The sequence below is a fragment of the Microbispora sp. GKU 823 genome (assembly GCF_002027145.1).
Classification (GTDB): Bacteria; Actinomycetota; Actinomycetes; order Streptosporangiales; family Streptosporangiaceae; genus Microbispora; species Microbispora siamensis.
Window position 1 is genome coordinate 42462 of sequence record NZ_MWJN01000050.1, and the last position, 20242, is coordinate 62703.

Consider the following 20242-nt stretch of genomic DNA (forward strand, 5'->3'; position numbering starts at 1 on the left):
TACTTTACTGAGAGCGCTCTCACAGCTTGCCTCCGCACCCCCCAGAGGAGCCGAGAGATGCACGTGTCGTTCCGGCGATGGCGGCGGGCTCTGCTCGCCGTCGTGTTGCTGGCCCAGGCGGTCGTCCTCGCCGCCGGGCAGCAGGCGGCGAACGCCGCCGTCGCGCAGTTGCCTTTCAAGATCACTAACAACTCCGGCCGGGGCGACGCGACGTACGTCTACGTCGTCGCCCGCAACGCGGCCACCGGCCAGCAGGGATACGTGGACGCCTCGGGGACGTGGCGCCCGTGGAGCTTCCCCTCGTCGATCCCCAACGGGCCCGTCCCGGCGCCCGACATCTCGATCCCCGGACCGGGCAACGGCGCCAGCACGACCGTCACGCTGGCGCCGAACCTGTCCGGCGGCCGCGTCTACCTGTCGATGGGCGCGAAGCTGCGGTTCTTCCTGACCACGAACGGGCTGGTCGAGCCGGCGCCCTGGGTCGACAGCGACCCCAACGCCGCCATCCTCTACGACTGGACGGAGTTCGCGCGGACGAGCAACGGCGGCACGGGCATCTTCATCAACTCGACCACGGTCGACATGTTCAGCATCCCGATGACGGTCAGCGTCACCGACGCCTCCGGCAACACCCAGACGCAGGGCATCCCCGGCAACCGCGCCGGCATCCTCGACGCGTTCGCCGGGCTGGGGTCGCCGTGGTCGGGCCTGACGACGACGCGGGCATCCGACGGCCTCCCGCTGCGCGTGCTCGCGCCCGCGCACGCCATCGCCAAGGGCCAGTTCCCCTCGACCTACCTCGACTCCTACGTGAGCGGGGTGTGGTCCTACTACGCCACGCACCCGTTGACCGTGCAGACGTCGCTGGGCACCTTCACCGGCACCACCAGCGGCACGAACTGGACGTTCAGGAACGCGTCCGGCACCGTCATCGGCACGCTCACGAGACCGGCCACGAGCGACGTCTTCGCGTGCTCCGGCGGCATGCAACCGCAGAACCAGCCCGACCAGGCGGCCATCCTCGCGGTCGGCGCGCGGGTGTGCGCCGCGCTCAACCGCGCGACGCTGTCGACGGCCGGCCGGGTCATGTACGACACCCAGCCGACGACGGACGCGACGAAGTTCTACGGGCAGTCCACGTCGAACCTGTTCAGCAGGACGATCCACGCCAACTCGCTGAACAACCTGGCCTACGGCTTCTCCTACGACGACGTCGGCGGGTTCGCCCCGACGATCGACCAGCCCAACCCGTCGTCGGCGGGGATGACGATCGGGAGCTTCGGCACCGGTGGCACGGCCTCCGGCCGGCCGATCATCGGCCCGGGCGGCAAGTGCGTCGACGTCGCGGGCGACGACACGGGCGGCAACGGCGCGCCGGTGCAACTGTGGGACTGCCAGTCGTACGCGAAGGACCAGTTCTGGACCTGGAGCGGGCAGACGGTGCGTACCCTCGGCCGCTGCCTTGACGTCCAGTCGGGCGGCACCGCCAACGGCACCCCGTTGCAGCTGTACGACTGCAACAACACCGGCGCGCAGAACTGGGTGCGGCTGTCCAACGGGTCGATCCAGAACCCGCAGTCCGGCCGGTGCATCGACGCCCCCGGCGGCGCCACCGGGAACGGCACCCGCCTGCAGATCTACGACTGCAACGGCACCGCCGCCCAGCGGTTCACCATTCAGTGAGCAGAGCGGCCCGGCGGTGCGAGGGCGCACCGCCGGGCCGGATCACCCTGCTCAGGAGTCAGGGGCCGAACGGGTGGTGACGAGGGTGCCGCTCGCGAGGATCACGGCGCAGCCCGCCAGTTGGAGGGGGGAGGGGTGCTCGCCGAGGACGGCCCAGCCGAGGACGAGGGCCCCGACGGGCGTGAGCAGCAGCAGGATCGCCCCGACATGGCTGGCGAGACGGGGCGCGGCGACGGCGACGAGGAGCCAGCCGAGCACCTGTCCGAAGATCGCGACGAGGGCCAGCCAGCCGACGGCCGCCCAGCCGGGAGCCAGGTCGACGCCCTGCCAGAGGGCGCCCGCGGCCAGCGAGGTGACGGCGGCGGCGACGGTCACCCACAGGTAGGACTGCACCGCCTGCCCGCGCCGGCCCTCCCGCCGGAGCAGGAACAGGAAGCCCGAATAGCACACGGCCGCCAGCACGGCGTGGACGGTCCCGAGCAGCGGCCGGCTCCCGCCGGCGCCGCCCTCGGCCACCCCGCTCGCCAGGACCACGCCGAGCAGGAGGAAGGGCAGGGACACGAAGAAGCGGCGGGGCGGTGGCTCGCGGTCCACCAGCAGGGCGAGCAGCGGCACCATCACCACCTGGACGTTGACGAGCACGGTGGACAGCCCGGCGCCGACCTCGGCGATCGCCGCAGTCCACAGCAGCATGTCGCCGGCGAACAGGGCGCCCGCGGCGAGGGTGACGGCCCGCCGGCGCGCCGCCACCGCGCCCTCGCGCCGGCGTTCCAGCAGCGCGAGCGGAACCAGCGCGGGAAGGGCCAGCAGGCAGCGGTAGAACGAGGCGGTCCCCGGTGAGGCGCCCGACAGGTGGATGAGCACCGCCGAAGCCGACACGAACAGCGCCCCCAGCGCCATCGACACGGACGGATGACCCGCGGCCGGGCCGGTCACATTCGCGGTCCGGCTCTCGCTCACACGTGTCATGGGCGTCCCCCCGGCTTCCGGCTGTCCGGTGTGATCGGATCCGCCTACCCGCGCTACCCCCCGGCACCGGGTCCACGCCTCAGGAGTCGGCGATCCCGAGTCCGCGCTTGACCTCCTGGCGGATCACCTTGCCGGTGGCGTTGCGCGGCAGCGCCTCGGTCGTGATCCGCCACCGCGACGGCACCTTGAAGTACGCGAGCCGGTCGCGCAGGTGCGCCCGCAGGTCGTCCTCGCCCACGTCCTGCCCGGCCGCCCTGACGACCACGGCGACGACCTCCTGGCCGAGGTCGGGGTGCGGGGCGCCGAGCACGACGCACTCCACCACCGCCGGGTGCTCGGCCAGCGCGTTCTCGATCTCGGCGGGGTAGACGTTCTCCCCGCCCCGGATGATCAGGTCGGAGCGGCGGGTGCTGAGGCGCAGCCGCCCGTTCTCGATCACCCCGATGTCGCCGGTGTGCAGCCACCGGTCCTCCCGTACGGCCTGCGCGGTCGCCTGCGGGTCCCGCCAGTAGCCGAGCATGTTGTACGGGCTGCGGACGCAGACCTCGCCCTCCTCGCCCTCCGGCAGCGGCTTGCCCTCGGGGTCGCGGATCTCCAGGCGCACGGCGGTGATCGGGCGGCCCAGCGTCCCCGGGGCCTCCTCCAGGTCGGCCGAGGTGGCGACGGCGATCGCGGTGGACGACTCGGTCAGGCCGTAGCTGTCCACCAGGGACTGCCGGGCGACCGGGAACGCCTCGCGCAGCCGCTGCTTGAACGCGGGGGAGGACGGCGCCGAGGCCAGCGCGAAGGCGGTCAGCGACGACAGGTCGTAGCCCGACAGGTCGCCGTGCTCGATCAGGCGGTTGGCCATCGTCGGCACCGCGCCCCAGTTGGTGACCCGCTCCCGCTCGATGAGCCGCAGCACGCGGTCCACGTCGAAGGCGCCCATGTGCATCACGACGGCGCTGCCGGTCGCGAGGCGGGGCACCGCGAGATTGTGCAGGCTCGCGATGTGGAACAGCGGCAGCGCCAGCAGGTAGCGCCGGTCCGCCGGATCCATCGGGTCGCCGAACGCCTGGGCCAGCGCGTCGTTCATCCGGTGGTATTCGACCACCGAGGTGAGGTTGCGGTGCGTGTGGACCGCGCCCTTGGGACGGCCCGAGGTGCCGCTGGTGTAGATGATCACCGCAGGGTCGTCCTCGGCGGCGGCGTGCGGGGTCAGCGGAGCGCCCGCGTACCGCTCGATCAGCCGGGGGAGGTCCTCCTCGATCGTCAGGACCGTCGTCCCCGCGGGGGCGAGCGCGGCCCGCTTGGCATCCGCGACCAGCACCTTCGGCTCGGTGTGACCGAGGGCGTACTCGACCTCCCCGCGTGACCACCACGCGTTGTACGCGACCGCGATGGCACCGGCGGCCACCGACGCCCAGAACGAGACGATCCAGCCCGGGTGGTTGGCCGCGTTGATCGCGACGCGGTCGCCGGGGCGCACGCCGTGCTCCTCCCGCAGCGCGGCGGCGAGCGCGGCCACCTGGCGCGCGTGCTCGGCGAAGCTCAGCCGCTCGTCCGCCGTCACGATGTAGTCGCGGTCGCCGTACGCGGCCGAGGCGGCGAGCACCTCTCCGAGGTTGCGACGCCGGTTCTTGAAGACCGTCATGCGCGCGCCGAGGACCTCCTCCTCGGCGAGTTCGAACGCCCCGCCGGGACCGGTGAGCCCGGCCATCACCGCCGCCGCCGCGAGCCTCGGATCTGTCGACATGCCTATCAGTTCCCCTTCATACCGGGATGCGCCGCGAGCCGGAGTCCGTCCGTGGCCGAAATTGTCGGCAAAGGCCGGACGCGGGACGCCGGCACTCCCGGTCACCGGGACGGCCGATGGTCATGCCGTGGCTCGGCACGGCGCAGTAGCGGCCCGCCACCGGAGAGCAGCGCGTCATTCCAGCAGCTCGACCGCGTGCGCGAACTGGTCCACGGGCCGCCAGAACGGCAGCCGCAGCCGGGAACGCTGCGCGTTCGAGGGGGAGAAGGCCGGGCCGGCCGTGACCAGCACGCCCCTCCTCCGTGCGCGTTCGGCCAGGGCGACGGCATCGGTTCCGGTGTCGATCCACAGCGCCGTGCCGCCGTGCGGCGGCGTCCACCGCCACGCCGGGCGCCGCTGCGCCAGGACCGCCGCCGCCTCGGCGAGGTGGGCGCGCAGGCGGGCTGTGCGCTCCTGCCGGGCCCGATCGGCCTGCGCCAGGAGCTCGGCGGTCACCATCTGGTCGATCACCGGAGCGGCCAGGTCCAGTGCTGCCTTGGCCTGCGTCAACCGTACGATCATCGGCCGCTCGGCGCGGATCCACCCGACCCGCAGCCCACCCCAGAGTAGCTTGGACGCGGTGCCGATCCGGATCACCGAGCCGCCTTTCGCCGGATCGGGCAGCGGGGGCCGGACCCCGGGGTCGTCGAGGACGAGGTCGGCGCAGGATCGATCCTCGATCGTCAGCACGTCGTGCCTGCCGACGATCTCGCTGAGCCGCTCCCTGCTCGCCGCCGGCCAGCTGATCCCGGTGGGGTTGTGCGCCGTGGGCTGGCAGTAGAGGAGGGCGGCCCGATGCGCGACCCGTTCGAGGTGGTCGAGATCGAGGCCGTCCCGCCGTACGGGCACCCCCGTCAGCCGCGCCCCGGCCGTACGGAACGCCTCGATCGCGCCTCGGTAGCTCGGCTCCTCGACCAGGACCTCGTCCCCCGGCGCGACCAGGGACGACGCGCACAGCCAGACCGCCTGCTGGGAGCCGGAGGTGACGAGGATCTGCTCCGGCCCGGTCGGCAGCCCCTGCGTGGTGTACTGCTCGGCCACGATCGCGCGAAGCCGGGGCAGCCCCGCCGCGTAGTAGCCGTCGTCCGCGAGGTAGACGTCGAGCTCGCGCAGGTCGACCGCCGAGACGACGTCCCGCACCAGCGACAGGGCGGGCAGGGCGCCGCTGGAGAGGTCCAGCTCCACGGGGCGGCGGGTGCGGCCGAAGGACGCCAGCCGTCCCTCGACGAGGTGATCGCCTCCCGCGCTCCGGCCGCGCCGGATGCGCGACCCCGACCCCTGCCGGGACGTCAGCCGTCCCGCGCGGTCAGCTCCGCGTACGCCTCGGCGACGGTCCCGCGGGACACCCCCAGTGCGGCGGCCAGCGCGCGCTGCGGCGGCAGCGCGGCCCCGTCGACCAGCACGTTCCCGGCGATCAGCTCGGCGAGCGCGTCGGCGAGCGCGTGCGGCAGCGGCACGTCCTCCGTCCGCCACCCTCCGATCAAACGGGCCAACGCGGCGCTGTCGACATGTTCCGCACGTGCCATGGACCAATTCTGCGTGATTGGCCTGGCCGAGCCGGTGACGGCCCGACATCCTCGTCCGTACGCGCAGGCCGATGACGACAGGGAGGTCGCGGTGGCGACGGTGGTGCTGCTGGGAACGCTGGACACCAAGACCGAGGAGTATCGCTGGGTCCGCGACCGGCTGCGCGACGCCGGCTGCGACGTGCTCCTGATCAACGTGGGCACCTTCGCCCACGGGGCGGAACTCGCCGACATCGGCGCGGACGAGGTGGCGCGGGCGGCCGGCACCGAGCTCGACCGGCTCCGCGACGCCCGCGACCGCGGCGCCGCGATGGACGCGATGGCGACCGGCGCCGCCGTGATCGTCCGGCGGCTGTTCGACGAGGGGCGCCTCGACGGCCTGCTCGCGATCGGCGGCTCCAGCGGCTCGTCCGTCGCCGCGCGTGCGCTCCAGGCCCTGCCCGTCGGCGTGCCCAAGCTGCTCGTCTCGACCATGGCCTCGGGTGACGTGGGCCCCTACGTCGGGGACGTCGACGTCACCCTCATGTACTCCGTCGTGGACATCTCCGGCATCAACCGGCTCTCGCGCGCGGTTCTCGGCAACGCCGCCGCCGCGGCGGCCGGGATGGCCCAGCGGTACGCCCGGGTCCGGCATGAGACCGCCGGCGACGAGCGGAAACTCGTCGCCGCCACGATGTTCGGGCTCACCACGCCCGCCGTCGACGAGGCCCGTGACTACCTGACGAGCGCCGGATACGAGGTGCTGGTCTTCCACGCCACCGGTTCCGGCGGGCGGGCGATGGAGGCCCTCGCCGCCTCCGGCATGCTCGACGGCGTCCTCGACCTGACCACCACCGAACTCGCCGACGACCTCGTCGGCGGGGTCCTCACCGCAGGCCCCCACCGGCTGGAGGCGGCGGGACGGGCCGGCATCCCGCAGGTGGTCAGCGTCGGCGCTCTCGACATGGTCAACTTCGGCCCCCGGGACACCGTCCCGGAGAAGTTCGCGGACCGGAAGTTCCTGGTGCACAACCCCACGGTCACCCTCATGCGGACGACCCGCGAGGAGATGGCCGAGCTGGGGGCCAGGATCGGCGGCAAGCTCAGCCGCGCCACCGGGCCGGTGGAGGTCTACCTGCCGCTGAAGGGCGTCTCCGGGATCGACGTCGAAGGAGGGCCCTTCGCCGACCCCGACGCCGACGCCGCCTGCTTCGCCGCGCTCCGGGACGGCCTGAAGGACACCGGCGTCCCCGTCCACGACGTGGACGCCGCCATCAACGATCCGGGCTTCGGCCGGGCCGCGGCCGAAGCCCTGCACCGCCTCATCAGCGCACGCCGAACCGGAGGATGAGATGAACCGCGAGACCGCTCTCGAGCGCCTGCGCGCCACCGTCGAGGCCGGCCGGCCCATCATCGGAGCGGGCGCCGGCACCGGCCTGTCGGCCAAGGCCGCCGAGGCCGGCGGCGTCGACCTGCTGATCATCTACAACTCGGGCCGCTACCGCATGGCCGGCCGAGGGTCGCTCGCCGGGTTGCTTCCGTACGGCGACGCCAACGCGATCGTCGTCGACATGGCCAGGGAAGTCCTCCCGGTCGTGCGCGACACCCCCGTGCTGGCCGGGGTCTGCGGCACCGACCCCTTCCGTCTCATGGGCCCCTTCCTCGACCAGCTCAAGGCGATGGGCTTCGCCGGTGTGCAGAACTTCCCCACCGTCGGCCTGTACGACGGCAGGTTCCGGCAGAACCTCGAGGAGACCGGGATGGGCTACCGGCTCGAGGTGGACATGATCAGGGAAGCGCACCGGCGTGACCTGCTCACCGCCCCCTACGTCTTCGACGCCGAGCAGGCCGCGGCGATGACCGAGGCCGGAGCCGACGTCCTGGTGCCCCACGTCGGGCTGACCACGAGCGGCAGCATCGGTGCGGAGACCGCCCTCACCCTCGAAGAGGCGGCCGCCGCGGTGCAGGAGATGCGCGACGCAGCCGTCGCGGTGAACCCCGACGTCATCGTGCTCTGTCACGGCGGTCCCATCGCCGAACCGGAGGACGCCCAGTTCGTCCTCGACCACACGAACGGGATCGCGGGCTTCTTCGGGGCGTCGTCGATGGAACGCCTCCCCACGGAGAAGGCGATCGCCGCCCAGGCGACCGAATTCAAGAGCCTCCGGCTCGGCGGGCCCGTCTCGGACTGAGTGTCCGGCCGCAGAAGCCGGTCCCCGGACGAACCCTTCCATGATCTGCCGCCGCGGTCGGTCACCGCGGCGGACTTCATCGCCGACGCGGTGATCGTCGTGCGATAGCCGAGGAGCCGGCACTCACAGCCGTCTTCCGCCGTGTTCCCGTGCGGGCACCGGCCTGCCAGATGTTGCACCGGTGCCCAGCCAACCCCGCGCCGGCCTGCGCGGAGGCGACCCTCCCGGTGACCGGGACGGCCCCGCGACGCCGTCACCCCGGCAGGCAGCCTGTTCCCATTGAGCGAGACTGCTCACTTTCGGTGTGCCGCGTCACACCACTATTTCGGCCCAACACACGGCGGACGGAAGACGTATGGGAAGCCTGGACGGAAAAGTCGCGATTGTTACGGGAGCGGGCCAGGGCGTCGGCCAGGGCATCGCGCTCGCCCTCGCCTCGGAAGGCGCCGCCGTCGCGGTGCTCGGCCGTACGACGGCGAAGCTGGAGACGACCTGCGAGCTCATCCGCGAGCGGGGCGGGACGGCGGAGCCGTTCCAGTGCGAGGTGACCGAGACCGACGCGATCCCCGCGGTGGTCGAGGCCGTCGTGACCCGGTTCGGCGGAGTGGACATCCTCGTCAACAACGCCTACACCGGCGCGTACGGCCCGCTGCTGTCGATGAGCGACGCCGACTTCCAGAAGGGCTTCCGCAGCGGCCCGTTCGCCGCGTTCGCGTTCATGAAGGCCTGCCACCCCCACATGAAGGCGCGCGGCGGCGGCAGCATCGTCAACCTCGTCACCTCGGCCATGGTCCGCTGGGACCCGACCACGTACGGCGCGTACGCCGCCGCGAAGCAGGCGCTGCGCTCGCTCACGCGTACGGCGGCCGCCGAGTGGGGACCCGACGGGATCCGTGCCAACAACATCGCCCCGCACGCCCTGTCTCCGGGGCTGAAGCGGTGGACGGAGGCCTTCCCCGAAGAGGCGGAGGCGTTCCGCAAGACCATCCCCCTCGGCTACATCGGCGACTGCGAGCAGGACATCGGCCGCGCCGTGGTCGCGCTCGTGGGCCCGGATCTGCGCTACCTGACCGGCGCGACCGTGCCCCTCGACGGCGGGCAGGCCTTCTTCGGCTGAGCCGCCGCACCCCCCGCACCACCTGCCGCCGCCCGGCGGTCAGTGAAAGGAGAACCACCGGATGAACGGCAAGGCGATCGGCCGCGTGGCGGCCGGTGCCCTGGCCCCCGTGATGGCCATGGCGATGCTGGCGGGCTGCGCCGGCGAGCGCGGCGGCTCGGCGGCGGTCCCGGCGAGCGGCGGCGACGCGCAGTCGTCCGCCGCCCCAGGCGGTCAGGAGACGTTCGGCACCCTGGCGTCGCCCTGCGGACCGGGTGACGCCAAGGGCGCCACCGACCAGGGCATCACCGACACGGCGATCACCATCGGCTACGGCGACGACCGCGGTTTCACCAAGGCCCCCGGCCTGTCCAAGGAGATGGGCGACGCGGTGAGCACCATGATCAAGTGGTGCAACAAGCAGGGCGGCATCAACGGCCGCCAGATCGTGGGCCACCAGTACGACGCGGCCTACATGCAGGCGGCCACCGTCATGCAGAAGGCGTGCAAGCAGGACTTCATGCTCGTCGGCGAGGGCTTCGCGATGGACGACGCCGCCGAGCAGTACCGCGTCGCCTGCAAGCTGCCGGTGGTCGCGGGCTACACCATCGGGCCGAACGCCGCGATGGGCCCGATGAAGTTCGAGGCCGTGCCGTACCCGGTCGACTACTACAACGCCGCCCCGCTGAAGCTGGCCGCGAAGACCTTCCCCGAGTTCGCCTCGGACGTGGACCTGATCACGTCCAACTCGCCCGCCGTGATGACGGGCAGCAACAAGATCAAGTCCGCCATGAAGGAGATCGGCATCACGCCGAAGGACTGCGGCGTCCAGCTCAACGCCGAGGGCGACCCGAGCTACGTGCCGTTCGCGGAGAAGTTCAAGTCGTGCGGCGTCAAGGCGCTGTGGACGTCCAAGTCGCCGGACCCCGCCGCCTTCAGCCTGCTCGAGTCGCTGGACCGCGTGGACGCCCACCCGACGCTGGTGTTCGAGGCCACCTGGTACAGCGACGCCGTCGCGAAGTGGAACACCAGCGGCCAGGGCGACAACATCCACGCCGGCCTGATCTTCCAGCCGTTCGAGAACGCCGACAAGGTGCCGGCGGTGAAGAAGTACCTCAACCTGGTCAACGCCGAGGGCGGCAAGACCGCGCTGCTCGGCATGCAGGCGACCTCCGCGTTCCTGCTGTGGGCCACCGCGGCCAAGGACTGCGGCGCCGACCTCACCCGCCAGTGCATGGTGAACAAGCTGTCGCAGATCCACGAGTGGACCGGCGGCGGGCTGCACGCCCCGACCGACCCGGGTGCCAACATGCCGTCCGACTGCACCCTGCTGGTCAAGCTCACCGGCTCGACGTACAAGCAGGTCGCCCCGGCCGCCATCGGCGAGTTCGCGTGTGACAAGAGCAACCTGCTCAAGACGGACCCGTCGACCTGGGGCACCAAGCTCAACGAGGACCGCATCGCGACCACCTTCCTCACCTCCGACGTGATCAAGCCGCAGGTTTGATCGCCCCGGCGGCGGGCCGGCCCGCCGGCCCGCCGCCGTCCTCGCCGTCCAGAGCAGCCGTTTCGAGCTAGGGCCTCGCATGACGACGTTTCTGACCTTCACGATCCTCGGGCTGGTCCTCGGCGCGGTCTACGCCATCGCCGCGTCCGGGCTGGTCCTCACCTACACCACCTCGGGAATCTTCAACTTCGCCCACGGCGCCCAGGCGATGCTGGGCACGTTCCTGTACTGGCAGTTCACCTACGGCTGGGGCTGGCCGGCCTGGCTGTCGCTCATCGTCGTGGTGGGCGTGGCCGGGCCCGCCATGGGGGCCCTGCTCCACACGCTGATCATGAAGGGGCTGCGCGAGACGGCGGACGTTACCAAGATCGTCGTGACCGTCGCCATCCTGCTCGGGATGGTCTACCTGTCCCAGTGGATCTGGCACCCGGAAGACGCCCGGATCATGGAGATGTTCTTCGGGGCCGGCGCGAAGATCGAGTTCGGCGGCGTCGTCGTCCGCGTCCACGAGCTCATCTGCCTCGTGGTCGCCGTGGCGGTGGCGATCGGGCTGCGGCTGCTGTTCACCCGCACGCGCGTCGGGGTGGTCATGCGGGGCGCCGTGGACGACCCCGACCTGCTGCGGCTCAATGGCCACGACCCCGACAGGATCGCCATGCTGTCGTGGGCGACGGGCTCGACCCTCGCCGTGCTGGCCGGCATCCTGGTCACCCCGATCGGCGGTGGGGCGCTGGAGGCCAACCAGCTCACGCTGCTGGTCATCGACGCGTTCGCGGCGGCCATGTTCGGGCGGCTGCGCAGCATCCCGCGCACCTTCGCCGGCGCGATGGTGCTCGGCATGGCGGCGACGTACGTCATGGCGTTCTTCCCGACCGAGTGGACGTGGACCGGCAACCTCCGGGTCTCGCTGCCGATGATCATCTTGTTCGTGGTGCTCATCGTGCTGCCGCAGGACCGCCTGCGGGTGGCGGCGGTGCGCACCCGAGAGCGCTACCGGCCGCCCACGCCGCGGTCCGCCGCCGTGTGGGGCGTCGCGCTCGTGGCCGCGGTCTTCCTGCTCGCGCTGCTCATGGACGAGGGGTCGATCACGACGTTCGCGCTCGGGATGACGTTCGCGATCATCGCGCTCTCCCTCACCCTGCTCACCGGGTACGCCGGGGAGATCAACCTCGCCCCGTTGTCGTTCGGCGCGGTCGGCACGATCATCGCGTTCCACTTCGGCGTCACCGGCAGCGGCCTGGCCTCCCGGCTGACGCTGTGGGGCGTGCTGCTCGCCGTCCTCGTCACCGCGGTCGTGGGCGGCCTGGTGGCGCTGCCGGCGCTGCGGCTGCGCGGACTCTACCTGGCGCTCGCCACGATGGCGTTCGGCGTGTTCCTGTCGAACATGGTGCTGCGCGACACCGTCGAGCACACGGTCTTCGGCGTGACGTTCTCGATCTTCCCCAACGGCACGCTGATCGTGCCGCCGCTCCGGGTGGGCCCGCTCGACCTGCGCGACCCGCGCACGTTCCTGATGACCGCGACCGTGCTGTTCGCGCTGATCGCGGTCGGCCTGGCCGCGCTGCGCGCCGGCGGGTACGGCAGGCGCCTGGCGGCGATGAAGGACAGCCCGGCGGCGACCGCCATGCTCGGCCAGAACCTGGTGAAGCTGAAGTTCGGCGTGTTCATGCTCTCGGCGGCCATCGCGGGCCTCGGCGGGGTGCTGATGGCGAGCGCCAGTGGCTCGGTCGCCGGCGACAACTTCTCGATCATGGCGAGCCTGGCGCTGGTCATGCTCACGGTCGTCGGCGGCATCGGCTACATCAGCGGCGCGTTGTTCGGCGGGCTGATGGCCGGAGTGGGATTCACGATCATGGTGGCCACGTTCAACGACCTCGCCGTCGCGCACCCCTCGATGGAGACGACCTACAAGACGATCGGCCAGCTCCTCGTGGTCGCCACCGCTCTCATCGGCATGGGCGTCGGCGAGAACCCCAGCGGCAACGTCCACAAGATCGTCGAGGGCTACCGCACGCTGCGCGGCGCCAAGGGGCTGCTCGGCGGGGCCGCCGCCGTCGAGGCCGTGCTGTACGTCCTGGCGCTGACCGGGGTCGTCGGCAACTGGTGGTTCGCCGTCCTGACCGTGTGCCTGGCCATGGCGTTGCCCGTCGCGGGCCGGATGCGGGCGGAGGCGCCCGTACGGGCGACCCCGCTGGAGCTGGCCGGAGTGGACGAGCCGTACACCGACGAACTGCGCGAACGGCTCGACCGGGAGCTCGGCCTGCCCCTCCGGGAGCGTACGGCGGGGAAGGAGGCGAGCGTCCATGCCGCTGCTTGAGACACGCGATGTCACGGTGCGGTTCGGCGGCAACACCGCGGTCGACGGGGTCGGCATCGGCGTCGAGGCCGGGCGGATCACCGGCCTGATCGGCCCCAACGGCGCCGGCAAGACGACGCTGTTCAACACGGTCACCGGCCTGCAGCGGCCGGCCGCCGGGCGGGTGCTGCTCGACGGCGCCGACATCACCCGCCTCGCCCGGCCAGGCGGGCCCGCCTGGGCCTGGCCCGCACCTTCCAGCGGCTGGAGCTGTTCCTGTCGCTGTCGGTGCGCGACAACGTCAGGGTCGCCGGCGACGTCCTGCGCGCCACCGGACGCAAGGTGGACGTCGAGAAGGAGACCGACCGCGTCCTGGCGCGCACCGGCCTGGAGGACATCGCCGATCTCGAGGTCTCGGCCATCCCGACAGGCCGCGCCCGGGTGGTGGAGGTCGCCAGGGCGCTGATGACCGAGCCGCGCGTGCTCCTGCTGGACGAGCCCGCCTCGGGCCAGACCGAGCGGGAGACCGAGGCGTTCGCCGGCCTGCTGACCGGCCTCGCCGCGGAGGGACTGGCGATCTGCCTGGTCGAGCACGACCTGCCGCTGGTCATGCGGCTGTGCACGACGATCCACGTGCTCGACTACGGCAGGCTCATCGCCTCGGGCACGCCCAAGGAGATCCAGGAGTCGCCCGAGGTCGTCGCGGCATACATCGGTAGCGAGGAGGTCACCGGATGAACGAGCAGGTGCCGCTGCTGGAACTCGCCGGCGCCCGCGCGGCGTACGGGCCGATCCAGGTGCTGCACGGGGTGGACCTCAAGGTCCACCCGGGGTCGGTGGTGGCCCTGCTCGGCCGAACGGCGGCGGCAAGTCCACCACGATGAAGGTCTGCGCCGGGCTGCTGCCGCTGACGGGCGGCGAGCTGCGGCTGGCCGGACGGCGGGTCAACGGCATGACCGCCCAGGACGCCGCGCGGCTCGGCGTCTGCTCGATTCCCGAGGGCAGGGGCGTGTTCCCCAACCTGACCGTGCGGGAGAACCTGTGGGCGGCCACCGGCACCGGGGCACGCCTGGCGGACCTGGAGGAGGCCGCCTACAGCCGCTTCCCGATCCTCGGCGAGCGCCGCCACCAGCTCGCGGGCTCGCTGTCGGGCGGCCAGCAGCAGATGCTCGCGCTGTCGCGGGCGCTGGGCACCGACCCGGCGATCCTGCTGCTCGACGAGCTGTCCATGGGGCTCGCTCCCATGATCGTGACCCAGATGTACGACACCGTGGCGCAGCTCGTGGCGGAGGGGCTGTCGGTCCTGGTGGCCGAGCAGTTCGCCCGCGTCGTGCTGCCCATCGCCGACACCGCCGCCCTGATGCTGCACGGACGCGTCGTCGCATCCGGCCGCCCCGGCGACATCGAGGACCAACTCTCAAGCAACTACCTAGGAGGCTGACCGATGCTGACCGAGGAACGACGCGAGCGGTTCACGTCTGACGTGGCGCGGATGAAGCTGAAGACCGACGGGTCCAGGCACGACGGGAGGATACGCGTCCTCGGCGTGCTGCTGATGGTGGCCGGCGTCGTGGGCGGGCTCGTCGCGTACAACAACTCGCTCACCCAGGACGACCTGAGGGACATCGGCTCCTTCCAGATCCTTGCGACGGCGTGCGCCGCGGTGACCGTGCTCGGCGCCGCGCTGTACCTCGCCGCCGCGGTGGCGGGCGTGCTGCGGCTGTGGCTGCTGCGCCAGCTCCTGGAGAGCGAGGCGCAGGCGGACCGGATCGCCGCCGCGCTTGAGGGCCGAGGGGCCTGACAGCCGGATTTCTCCCGGTCAGCGGGATTCGCCGGATCGCCGGCGGGTCCCGCTGACTAACGTCTGGACAGCTTGAAGACCGGAGTGGAGGATCCCCCATTGACTCAGGAAGCGCCCCGGACGGCTCCGGACGTGCTCGCCCCGGCGAAGCTGGGGCCGGTGACCCTGCGCAACCGCATCATCAAGGCGGCCACGTACGAAGGGCTGAGCCGTAAGAGCCTCGTCACCGACGAGCTCATCGAGTTCCACGTACGGCACGCCCGCGGCGGCGTCGGCATGACCACCGTGGCCTACTGCGCGGTCGCCCCCGAGGGGCGCACGGACGCGCGTCAGATCCAGTGGACCCCCGAGGCGCTGCCGGGCCTGCGCAGACTCACCGAGGCCGTGCACGCCGAGGGCGCCGCCGTCGCCGCGCAGATCGGCCACGCCGGCCCGGTCGCCAACCCCAAGTCCGAACCAAGTCGCCCTCGCTCGGCCCCACCCGGCACTTCCACGCCACCACGACGAGCTTCACCAAGGCCGCGACCCGCGACGACCTGCGGCGGATCGTCGCCGCCCACGCCCACGCGGGGAAGATGGCGATCGAGGCGGGCTTCGACGCCGTCGAGATCCACCTCGGGCACAACTACCTCGCCAGCTCGTTCCTCAGCCCGCGGGTCAACCACCGCAAGGACGAGTACGGCGGCAGCCTGGAGAACCGGGCCCGCCTGTCGCGGGACATCGCCCGCGCGGTGCGCGACGCGGTCGGCGACCGGATCGCGATCACGGCCAAACTCAACATGGACGACGGCGTGCCCGGCGGCTTCTGGCTGGACGAGTCGATCAAGGTCGCGCAGTGGCTGGAGGAGGACGGCTCGCTCGACGCGCTGGAGCTCACCGCGGGCAGCTCGCTGCTCAACCCCATGTACCTGTTCAAGGGCGACGCCCCGCTGCGCGAGTTCGCCGGGGTCATGAAGCAGCCGGTGAAGCTCGGCGTCCAGCTCGTCGGCAAGCACTTCCTGCGCGCCTACCCCTACAAGGACGCCTACCTGCTCGACGACGCCCGGCAGTTCCGCGCCGCGCTGAAGATGCCGCTCATCCTGCTGGGCGGGATCACCAACAAGCAGGTCATGGACCAGGCGATGGCCGAGGGATTCCAGTTCGTCGCGATGGCCCGGGCGCTGCTGCGCGAGCCCGACCTCGTCAACCGCATCCAGGCCGACAACAGCGTCAGGTCGCTGTGCATCCACTGCAACAAGTGCATGACCGCGATCTACGGCGGCACCCACTGCGTGCTGACCGGCCCGATCGCCGTACGGCAGAAGGGGTAGCGGTGCGCCGGGAGACCATCGCCGACCTGCTGCTCGACCGCCTGGGCGACGACCACCCCGGCCTGCGGACCCGCGAGCGCACCTGGACCTGGGACGAGGTGGTGCGGGAGAGCGCCGCCCGGGCGGCGCTGGCCCGGGCGCTCCGCGTGGAGGGCCCCTTCCACATCGGGGTGTTGCTCGACAACACCCCCGAGTACATCTTCTGGCTCGGCGCCGCGGCGCTGAGCGGCGCGACGATCGTCGGGATCAACAGCACCCGTCGCGGCGCCTACCTGGAGCAGGAGGTCAGGCACACCGACCTGCAGCTCGTCGTCACCGACGAGGCGGGCCTGAAGCTGCTGGACGGTCTCGACATCGGCGTGCCGCGCGACCGCTTCCTGCTGGTGGACGCCGCCGACTATCCGGACACGGTCGCCGCGCACGCCTGCGAGCCGGTCCGCGACCCGGAGATCACGCCGAAGACGCGGATGCTGCTGCTGTTCACCTCGGGCACCACCGGCGCGTCCAAGGCCGCCATCTGCTCCCAGGGCCGGCTGACCGGGCTGGGCTACGCCAACTGCGAGAAGTACGACGTGCGGCGGCACGACGTCAGCTATTGCTGCATGCCGCTCTTCCACGGCAACGCGCTGATGGCGCTGTGGGCGCCGTCGCTGACCGCAGGGGCGACGGTCGTCCTCGTGCCGAAGTTCTCCGCCTCCGGGTTCCTGCCCGACGTCCGCTTCTACGGCGTCACGTTCTTCACCTACGTCGGCAAGGCCATCGCGTACGTCCTGGCCCAGCCAGAGCGGCCCGACGACGCCGACAACACGCTCGACCACGCCTTCGGCACCGAGGCGTCGCCGGAGGACCAGTCGGAGTTCCTGCGCAGGTTCGGCTGCCGGCTCATCGAGAGCTACGGGTCGAGCGAGGGCGCCGGCATGATCACGCTCGCGCCGGAAGGCCCGGCCTCCGCGCTCGGCCGCCCCGCGCGCCCCGGCGTACGGGTGGTCAACCCCGAGACCCGGCAGACCTGCCCGCGCGCCGTGCTCGACGCGCACGGCCGGGTGACCAACGCCGAGGAGGCCATAGGCGAGATCGTGGACGTCGACGGCGCGGCGAGGTTCGAGGGCTACTACAAGAACGAGGCGGCCGACGCCGAGCGGGTCCGGTACGGCTGGTACTGGACCGGCGACCTGGGCTACATCGACGAGGACGGCTACATCTACTTCGCGGGCCGGTCGGGCGACTGGATCCGGGTGGACGGCGAGAACATCTCCGCGCTGCTGACCGAGCGCGTGCTGCGCCGGCACCCGCTGATCGTCGCGGCGGCCGTGTTCGGCGTGCCCGACCCGCGCTCCGGCGACCAGGTCATGGCCGCGCTCGAGATCCCCGAGGGCACGTCGTTCGAGGACCTCGGCCTGCCGGAGTTCCTGGCCGCGCAGGAGGACCTCGGCACCAAGGGGGCCCCGCGCTACGTGCGGGTCTCCCACGCGCTGCCGGCCACCGGGTCGAACAAGCTGCGCAAGAAGGAGATGCAGATGGAGGGCTGGCGGACCGGCGATTCCGTCTACCGATGGGCGGGCCGGGGCGCGCCCGAGTACGCCCTCATGACCGGACAGGACAAGGCCGCGCTGCGCGAGGAGTTCGCCGCCAACGGGCGCCTGCGCTTCCTCGGTCAGGCGTGAAGGAGAGCGGGGACATGGATCTGCGTGAAAGCCCGGAGCAGCGGCGGCTACGCCGGGAGCTGAGGGAGTACTTCGCGGGCCTGCTGCCCGAGGACGAGCGGCGCCGCGTCGGTGAGGAGGGCGTCGGCGGCCCCCGGTTCCGCGAGGTCGTGCGGCGCCTCGGCGCCGACGGCTGGCTCGGCATCGGCTGGCCGGTCGAGTACGGCGGGCAGGGCCGGTCGGTCGAGGAGCAGTACGTGTTCTTCGACGAGGTCCAGCGGGCCGGGCTGCCGTTCCCGTTCGTCACCGTCAACACGGTCGGCCCGACGCTGATGAGCCACGGGTCGCCGGAGCAGAAGAAGCGGTATCTGCCCGGCATCCTGTCCGGCGACGTGGTCTTCGCGATCGGTTACACCGAGCCCGGCGCGGGCACCGACCTCGCCTCCCTAACCACCCGGGCGGTCAGGGACGGCGACGAGTGGGTGATCGACGGCAGCAAGATCTTCACCAGCGGCGCCAACACCGCCGACTACGTGTGGCTGGCCTGCCGCACGGACCCCGACGCGCCCAAGCACAAGGGCATCTCGATCCTGATCGTGCCGACGGACGCGCCCGGCTTCTCCTGGAGCCCCATCCAGGCCGTGGGCGGGATGGTCGTGACGGCCACGTACTACAGCGGCGTACGGGTGCCGGTCGACGCGGTCGTCGGCGAGGTGGACGGCGGCTGGCGGCTCATCACCCACCAGCTCAACCACGAGCGCATCGGCCTGGCCGCGCTCGGCGGCCGGATGATCCAGCTCTGGGAGCAGGTCGCCGCCTGGGCGCGGGACAACGGCGCGATGGAGCTGCCGTGGGTGCGGCGGGACCTCGCCCGCGCGTACGCCCGGCTGGAGGCGATGCGGCTGATGAACTGGAAGATGACCGACGCGGTCGCGCGTGACGCGCTGTCGGGCGCGGACGCCGGGGCGGCCAAGGTGTACGGCACCGAGACCCACATCGACGTGCAGCGCACGCTGTCGGGGATCATCGGCGCGGGCGGGCGGGTCCGCCCCGAGTCGCCCGGCGCCGTGCTCGCCGGGCAGATCGAGCAGCTGTCGCGGCAGGGCATCGTCAACACCTTCGGCGGCGGCGTGAACGAGGTCCTGCGGGACATGGTCGCCACCCAGGGCCTCGGCCTCCCCAGGGCGGGCCGCTGATGACCGCATACGAGGACTTCGCCGGGCGGGAGATCGTCCCGCCGCGGGAGGGACCCGACCCGGTGAACGTGCCCATGATCCGGCACTGGGCCGAGGCGATGGGCGACCGCAACCCCGTTTACCTGGACGACGACGCCGCGCGCGCGACCGGCCGTCCCGGGATCGTCGCGCCCGCGTCGATGACGCAGGCGTGGACGATGCGGGGGTACGCCCCGGCTCCCGGGACGGGCGGCACCGGGGCCGAGGAGCTGAACGCGCTGCTCGAGAAGGACGGCTTCACCTCGGTGGTGGCGACCGATTCGGAGTTCGAGTTCCACCGGGAACTGGTGGTGGGCGACCGCGTGAGCGTCCGGGAGGTCGTGGAGTCGATCTCCCCGGAGAAGAGCACCGCGCTGGGCGTGGGGCGGTTCGTCACCACGGTCCGCACCTACACCGACCAGGACGGCGAGGTCGTCGCCGTGCAGCGCTGGCGCCTGCTCCGGTTCCGGCCCGAAAACCAGGCCCCGAAGGCCTTGCGGCCGCGGCGGCGATCAATCGGGACAACGCGTTCTGGTTCGAGGCGGCGCGTGAGCACCGGCTGGTGATCCAGCGCTGCGCCGGGTGCGGGACGCTGCGCCACCCGCCCGGCCCGTGCTGCCCGCACTGCGGCTCGTTCGAGTGGGACACCGCCGAGGCGTCGGGCCGCGGGCAGGTCTACAGCTTCGTGGTCGCCCACCACCCCCGCCACCCGGCGTTCGAGTATCCCCTGATCGTCGCGGTCGTGGAGCTCGACGAGGGCACGCGGCTCATCACCAACCTGGTCGGCGTGGAACCCGGAGAGGTCGAGATCGGCATGCCCGTCGTCCTCGACTGGCTGGACGCCGATCCCGACCTGTCACTTCCGGTGTTCCGCCCGCAGGAGAACGACTGATGAACTTCACGCTGGACGAAGAGCTCGAAGCGGTGCGTGCCCTGGCGAATCAGATCTTCGCCGACCGCGCCACGACCGAGCGCGTACGCGAGGTGGAGGGCTCGCCGGGCCGCCTGGACGAGGAGCTGTGGGCGGAGCTGGGCAAGGCCGGCCTGCTCGGCATCGCGCTGCCGGAGGAGGCGGGCGGCGCCGGGCTCGGCCTGGGCGCGCTGTGCGTGCTGATCGAGGAGCAGGGCCGCCACGTCGCTCCGGTGCCGCTGTGGCCCGCGGCCGTCGGCGCGCTCGCGGTCGCCGCGCACGGCACCCGCGAGCAGCGCGAGAGCCTGCTCCCGGAGCGGCGGACGGCTCGTCCCGGCTCAC

Annotated in this window: 19 protein-coding genes and 2 pseudogenes; 17 read left to right on the forward strand and 4 right to left on the reverse strand. The window is 72.0% G+C overall.

Annotation, left to right across the window (positions count from 1 at the left end; translation table 11 throughout):
• Positions 1 to 57 precede the first annotated feature (57 nt).
• On the forward strand, positions 58 to 1683 hold the full coding sequence (locus B1L11_RS24945) for a beta-1,3-glucanase family protein (RefSeq protein ID WP_079316734.1): 1626 nt from the start codon (positions 58 to 60) through the stop codon (positions 1681 to 1683).
• A gap of 51 nt (positions 1684 to 1734) precedes the next feature.
• Here the strand turns inward: B1L11_RS24945 and B1L11_RS24950 are convergent, their stop codons facing one another.
• The 4 genes from B1L11_RS24950 to B1L11_RS47105 form a co-directional block, all read right to left on the reverse strand.
• Positions 1735 to 2652, reverse strand: a complete 918-nt coding sequence (locus tag B1L11_RS24950; RefSeq protein ID WP_204052142.1) for a DMT family transporter — start codon at positions 2650 to 2652, stop codon at positions 1735 to 1737.
• Positions 2653 to 2731: 79 nt separating this feature from the next.
• Entirely contained in the window at positions 2732 to 4387 is a 1656-nt protein-coding gene (locus tag B1L11_RS24955) for a class I adenylate-forming enzyme family protein (protein WP_079316735.1), read from the reverse strand.
• Positions 4388 to 4561: 174 nt separating this feature from the next.
• Positions 4562 to 5611, reverse strand: a complete 1050-nt coding sequence (locus tag B1L11_RS24960; RefSeq protein WP_179155310.1) for a PLP-dependent aminotransferase family protein — start codon at positions 5609 to 5611, stop codon at positions 4562 to 4564.
• Between the two features lie 104 nt (positions 5612 to 5715).
• On the reverse strand, positions 5716 to 5952 hold the full coding sequence (locus B1L11_RS47105) for a GntR family transcriptional regulator (protein WP_179155311.1): 237 nt from the start codon (positions 5950 to 5952) through the stop codon (positions 5716 to 5718).
• A 13-nt stretch (positions 5953 to 5965) separates the two neighbouring features.
• Here B1L11_RS47105 and B1L11_RS24965 point away from each other — a divergent pair, with 13 nt between their 5' ends.
• From B1L11_RS24965 to B1L11_RS25025, 16 genes and pseudogenes are all read left to right on the forward strand, one after another.
• The gene (locus B1L11_RS24965) at positions 5966 to 7282 is read left to right on the forward strand and encodes a Tm-1-like ATP-binding domain-containing protein (RefSeq protein ID WP_306291705.1); all 1317 of its coding nucleotides are present in this window, start codon (positions 5966 to 5968) and stop codon (positions 7280 to 7282) included.
• Position 7283: 1 nt separating this feature from the next.
• Positions 7284 to 8123, forward strand: coding sequence for a phosphoenolpyruvate hydrolase family protein (locus tag B1L11_RS24970; RefSeq protein WP_079316737.1), 840 nt, complete (start codon positions 7284 to 7286; stop codon positions 8121 to 8123).
• A gap of 355 nt (positions 8124 to 8478) precedes the next feature.
• Positions 8479 to 9240, forward strand: coding sequence for an SDR family NAD(P)-dependent oxidoreductase (locus tag B1L11_RS24975; protein ID WP_079316738.1), 762 nt, complete (start codon positions 8479 to 8481; stop codon positions 9238 to 9240).
• A 61-nt stretch (positions 9241 to 9301) separates the two neighbouring features.
• Positions 9302 to 10726 (forward strand): ABC transporter substrate-binding protein, encoded by a 1425-nt coding sequence (locus B1L11_RS24980; RefSeq protein ID WP_079316739.1) that lies wholly within the window; start codon positions 9302 to 9304, stop codon positions 10724 to 10726.
• A gap of 79 nt (positions 10727 to 10805) precedes the next feature.
• Positions 10806 to 13043 (forward strand): ABC transporter permease, encoded by a 2238-nt coding sequence (locus B1L11_RS24985; RefSeq protein WP_079316740.1) that lies wholly within the window; start codon positions 10806 to 10808, stop codon positions 13041 to 13043.
• Positions 13030 to 13176, forward strand: a pseudogene (locus tag B1L11_RS55110) (ATP-binding cassette domain-containing protein); the annotation flags it as partial. The gene B1L11_RS24985 and the pseudogene B1L11_RS55110, both read left to right, overlap by 14 nt.
• Positions 13177 to 13298: 122 nt before the next feature.
• The gene (locus tag B1L11_RS51840) at positions 13299 to 13760 is read left to right on the forward strand and encodes an ATP-binding cassette domain-containing protein (protein WP_256862862.1); all 462 of its coding nucleotides are present in this window, start codon (positions 13299 to 13301) and stop codon (positions 13758 to 13760) included.
• On the forward strand, positions 13757 to 13906 hold the full coding sequence (locus tag B1L11_RS51845) for a hypothetical protein (protein ID WP_256862856.1): 150 nt from the start codon (positions 13757 to 13759) through the stop codon (positions 13904 to 13906). The genes B1L11_RS51840 and B1L11_RS51845 overlap by 4 nt, the downstream gene beginning before the upstream one ends.
• Positions 13903 to 14463: an ABC transporter ATP-binding protein gene (locus tag B1L11_RS24995; protein ID WP_256862857.1), complete on the forward strand. Its 561-nt coding sequence runs from the start codon at positions 13903 to 13905 to the stop codon at positions 14461 to 14463. The genes B1L11_RS51845 and B1L11_RS24995 overlap by 4 nt, the downstream gene beginning before the upstream one ends.
• A gap of 3 nt (positions 14464 to 14466) precedes the next feature.
• Complete coding sequence (locus tag B1L11_RS25000; RefSeq protein ID WP_079316741.1) at positions 14467 to 14823, forward strand: hypothetical protein; 357 nt, start codon at positions 14467 to 14469, stop codon at positions 14821 to 14823.
• Positions 14824 to 14982: 159 nt separating this feature from the next.
• Positions 14983 to 16133 (forward strand): annotated as a pseudogene (locus B1L11_RS55115) (NADH:flavin oxidoreductase).
• A 2-nt stretch (positions 16134 to 16135) separates the two neighbouring features.
• The gene (locus tag B1L11_RS25010) at positions 16136 to 17797 is read left to right on the forward strand and encodes an AMP-binding protein (protein WP_079316742.1); all 1662 of its coding nucleotides are present in this window, start codon (positions 16136 to 16138) and stop codon (positions 17795 to 17797) included.
• Between the two features lie 14 nt (positions 17798 to 17811).
• A complete protein-coding gene (locus B1L11_RS25015) occupies positions 17812 to 18972 on the forward strand; it encodes an acyl-CoA dehydrogenase family protein (RefSeq protein WP_079316743.1) in 1161 nt (386 codons plus the stop codon).
• The gene (locus B1L11_RS48570) at positions 18972 to 19556 is read left to right on the forward strand and encodes a MaoC family dehydratase N-terminal domain-containing protein (RefSeq protein WP_218671285.1); all 585 of its coding nucleotides are present in this window, start codon (positions 18972 to 18974) and stop codon (positions 19554 to 19556) included. The genes B1L11_RS25015 and B1L11_RS48570 overlap by 1 nt, the downstream gene beginning before the upstream one ends.
• Positions 19553 to 19882, forward strand: coding sequence for a Zn-ribbon domain-containing OB-fold protein (locus tag B1L11_RS48575; protein WP_218671286.1), 330 nt, complete (start codon positions 19553 to 19555; stop codon positions 19880 to 19882). The genes B1L11_RS48570 and B1L11_RS48575 overlap by 4 nt, the downstream gene beginning before the upstream one ends.
• Positions 19882 to 20242, forward strand: a 361-nt coding sequence (locus B1L11_RS25025) for an acyl-CoA dehydrogenase family protein (RefSeq protein WP_143737516.1), incomplete at its 3' end; no start/stop codon positions are given. The genes B1L11_RS48575 and B1L11_RS25025, both read left to right, overlap by 1 nt.

Bases quoted from the DNA above. Each gene is read 5' to 3' on its own strand.
- B1L11_RS24945 (WP_079316734.1), top strand. From the start codon at position 58: ATGCACGTGTCGTTCCGGCGATGGCGGCGGGCTCTGCTCGCCGTCGTG.
- B1L11_RS24950 (WP_204052142.1), bottom strand. From the start codon at position 2,652: ATGACACGTGTGAGCGAGAGCCGGACCGCGAATGTGACCGGCCCGGCC.
- B1L11_RS24955 (WP_079316735.1), bottom strand. From the start codon at position 4,387: ATGTCGACAGATCCGAGGCTCGCGGCGGCGGCGGTGATGGCCGGGCTC.
- B1L11_RS47105 (WP_179155311.1), bottom strand. From the start codon at position 5,952: ATGGCACGTGCGGAACATGTCGACAGCGCCGCGTTGGCCCGTTTGATC.
- B1L11_RS24970 (WP_079316737.1), top strand. From the start codon at position 7,284: ATGAACCGCGAGACCGCTCTCGAGCGCCTGCGCGCCACCGTCGAGGCC.
- B1L11_RS24975 (WP_079316738.1), top strand. From the start codon at position 8,479: ATGGGAAGCCTGGACGGAAAAGTCGCGATTGTTACGGGAGCGGGCCAG.
- B1L11_RS24980 (WP_079316739.1), top strand. From the start codon at position 9,302: ATGAACGGCAAGGCGATCGGCCGCGTGGCGGCCGGTGCCCTGGCCCCC.
- B1L11_RS24985 (WP_079316740.1), top strand. From the start codon at position 10,806: ATGACGACGTTTCTGACCTTCACGATCCTCGGGCTGGTCCTCGGCGCG.
- B1L11_RS51845 (WP_256862856.1), top strand. From the start codon at position 13,757: ATGAACGAGCAGGTGCCGCTGCTGGAACTCGCCGGCGCCCGCGCGGCG.
- B1L11_RS24995 (WP_256862857.1), top strand. From the start codon at position 13,903: ATGAAGGTCTGCGCCGGGCTGCTGCCGCTGACGGGCGGCGAGCTGCGG.
- B1L11_RS25000 (WP_079316741.1), top strand. From the start codon at position 14,467: ATGCTGACCGAGGAACGACGCGAGCGGTTCACGTCTGACGTGGCGCGG.
- B1L11_RS25015 (WP_079316743.1), top strand. From the start codon at position 17,812: ATGGATCTGCGTGAAAGCCCGGAGCAGCGGCGGCTACGCCGGGAGCTG.
- B1L11_RS48570 (WP_218671285.1), top strand. From the start codon at position 18,972: ATGACCGCATACGAGGACTTCGCCGGGCGGGAGATCGTCCCGCCGCGG.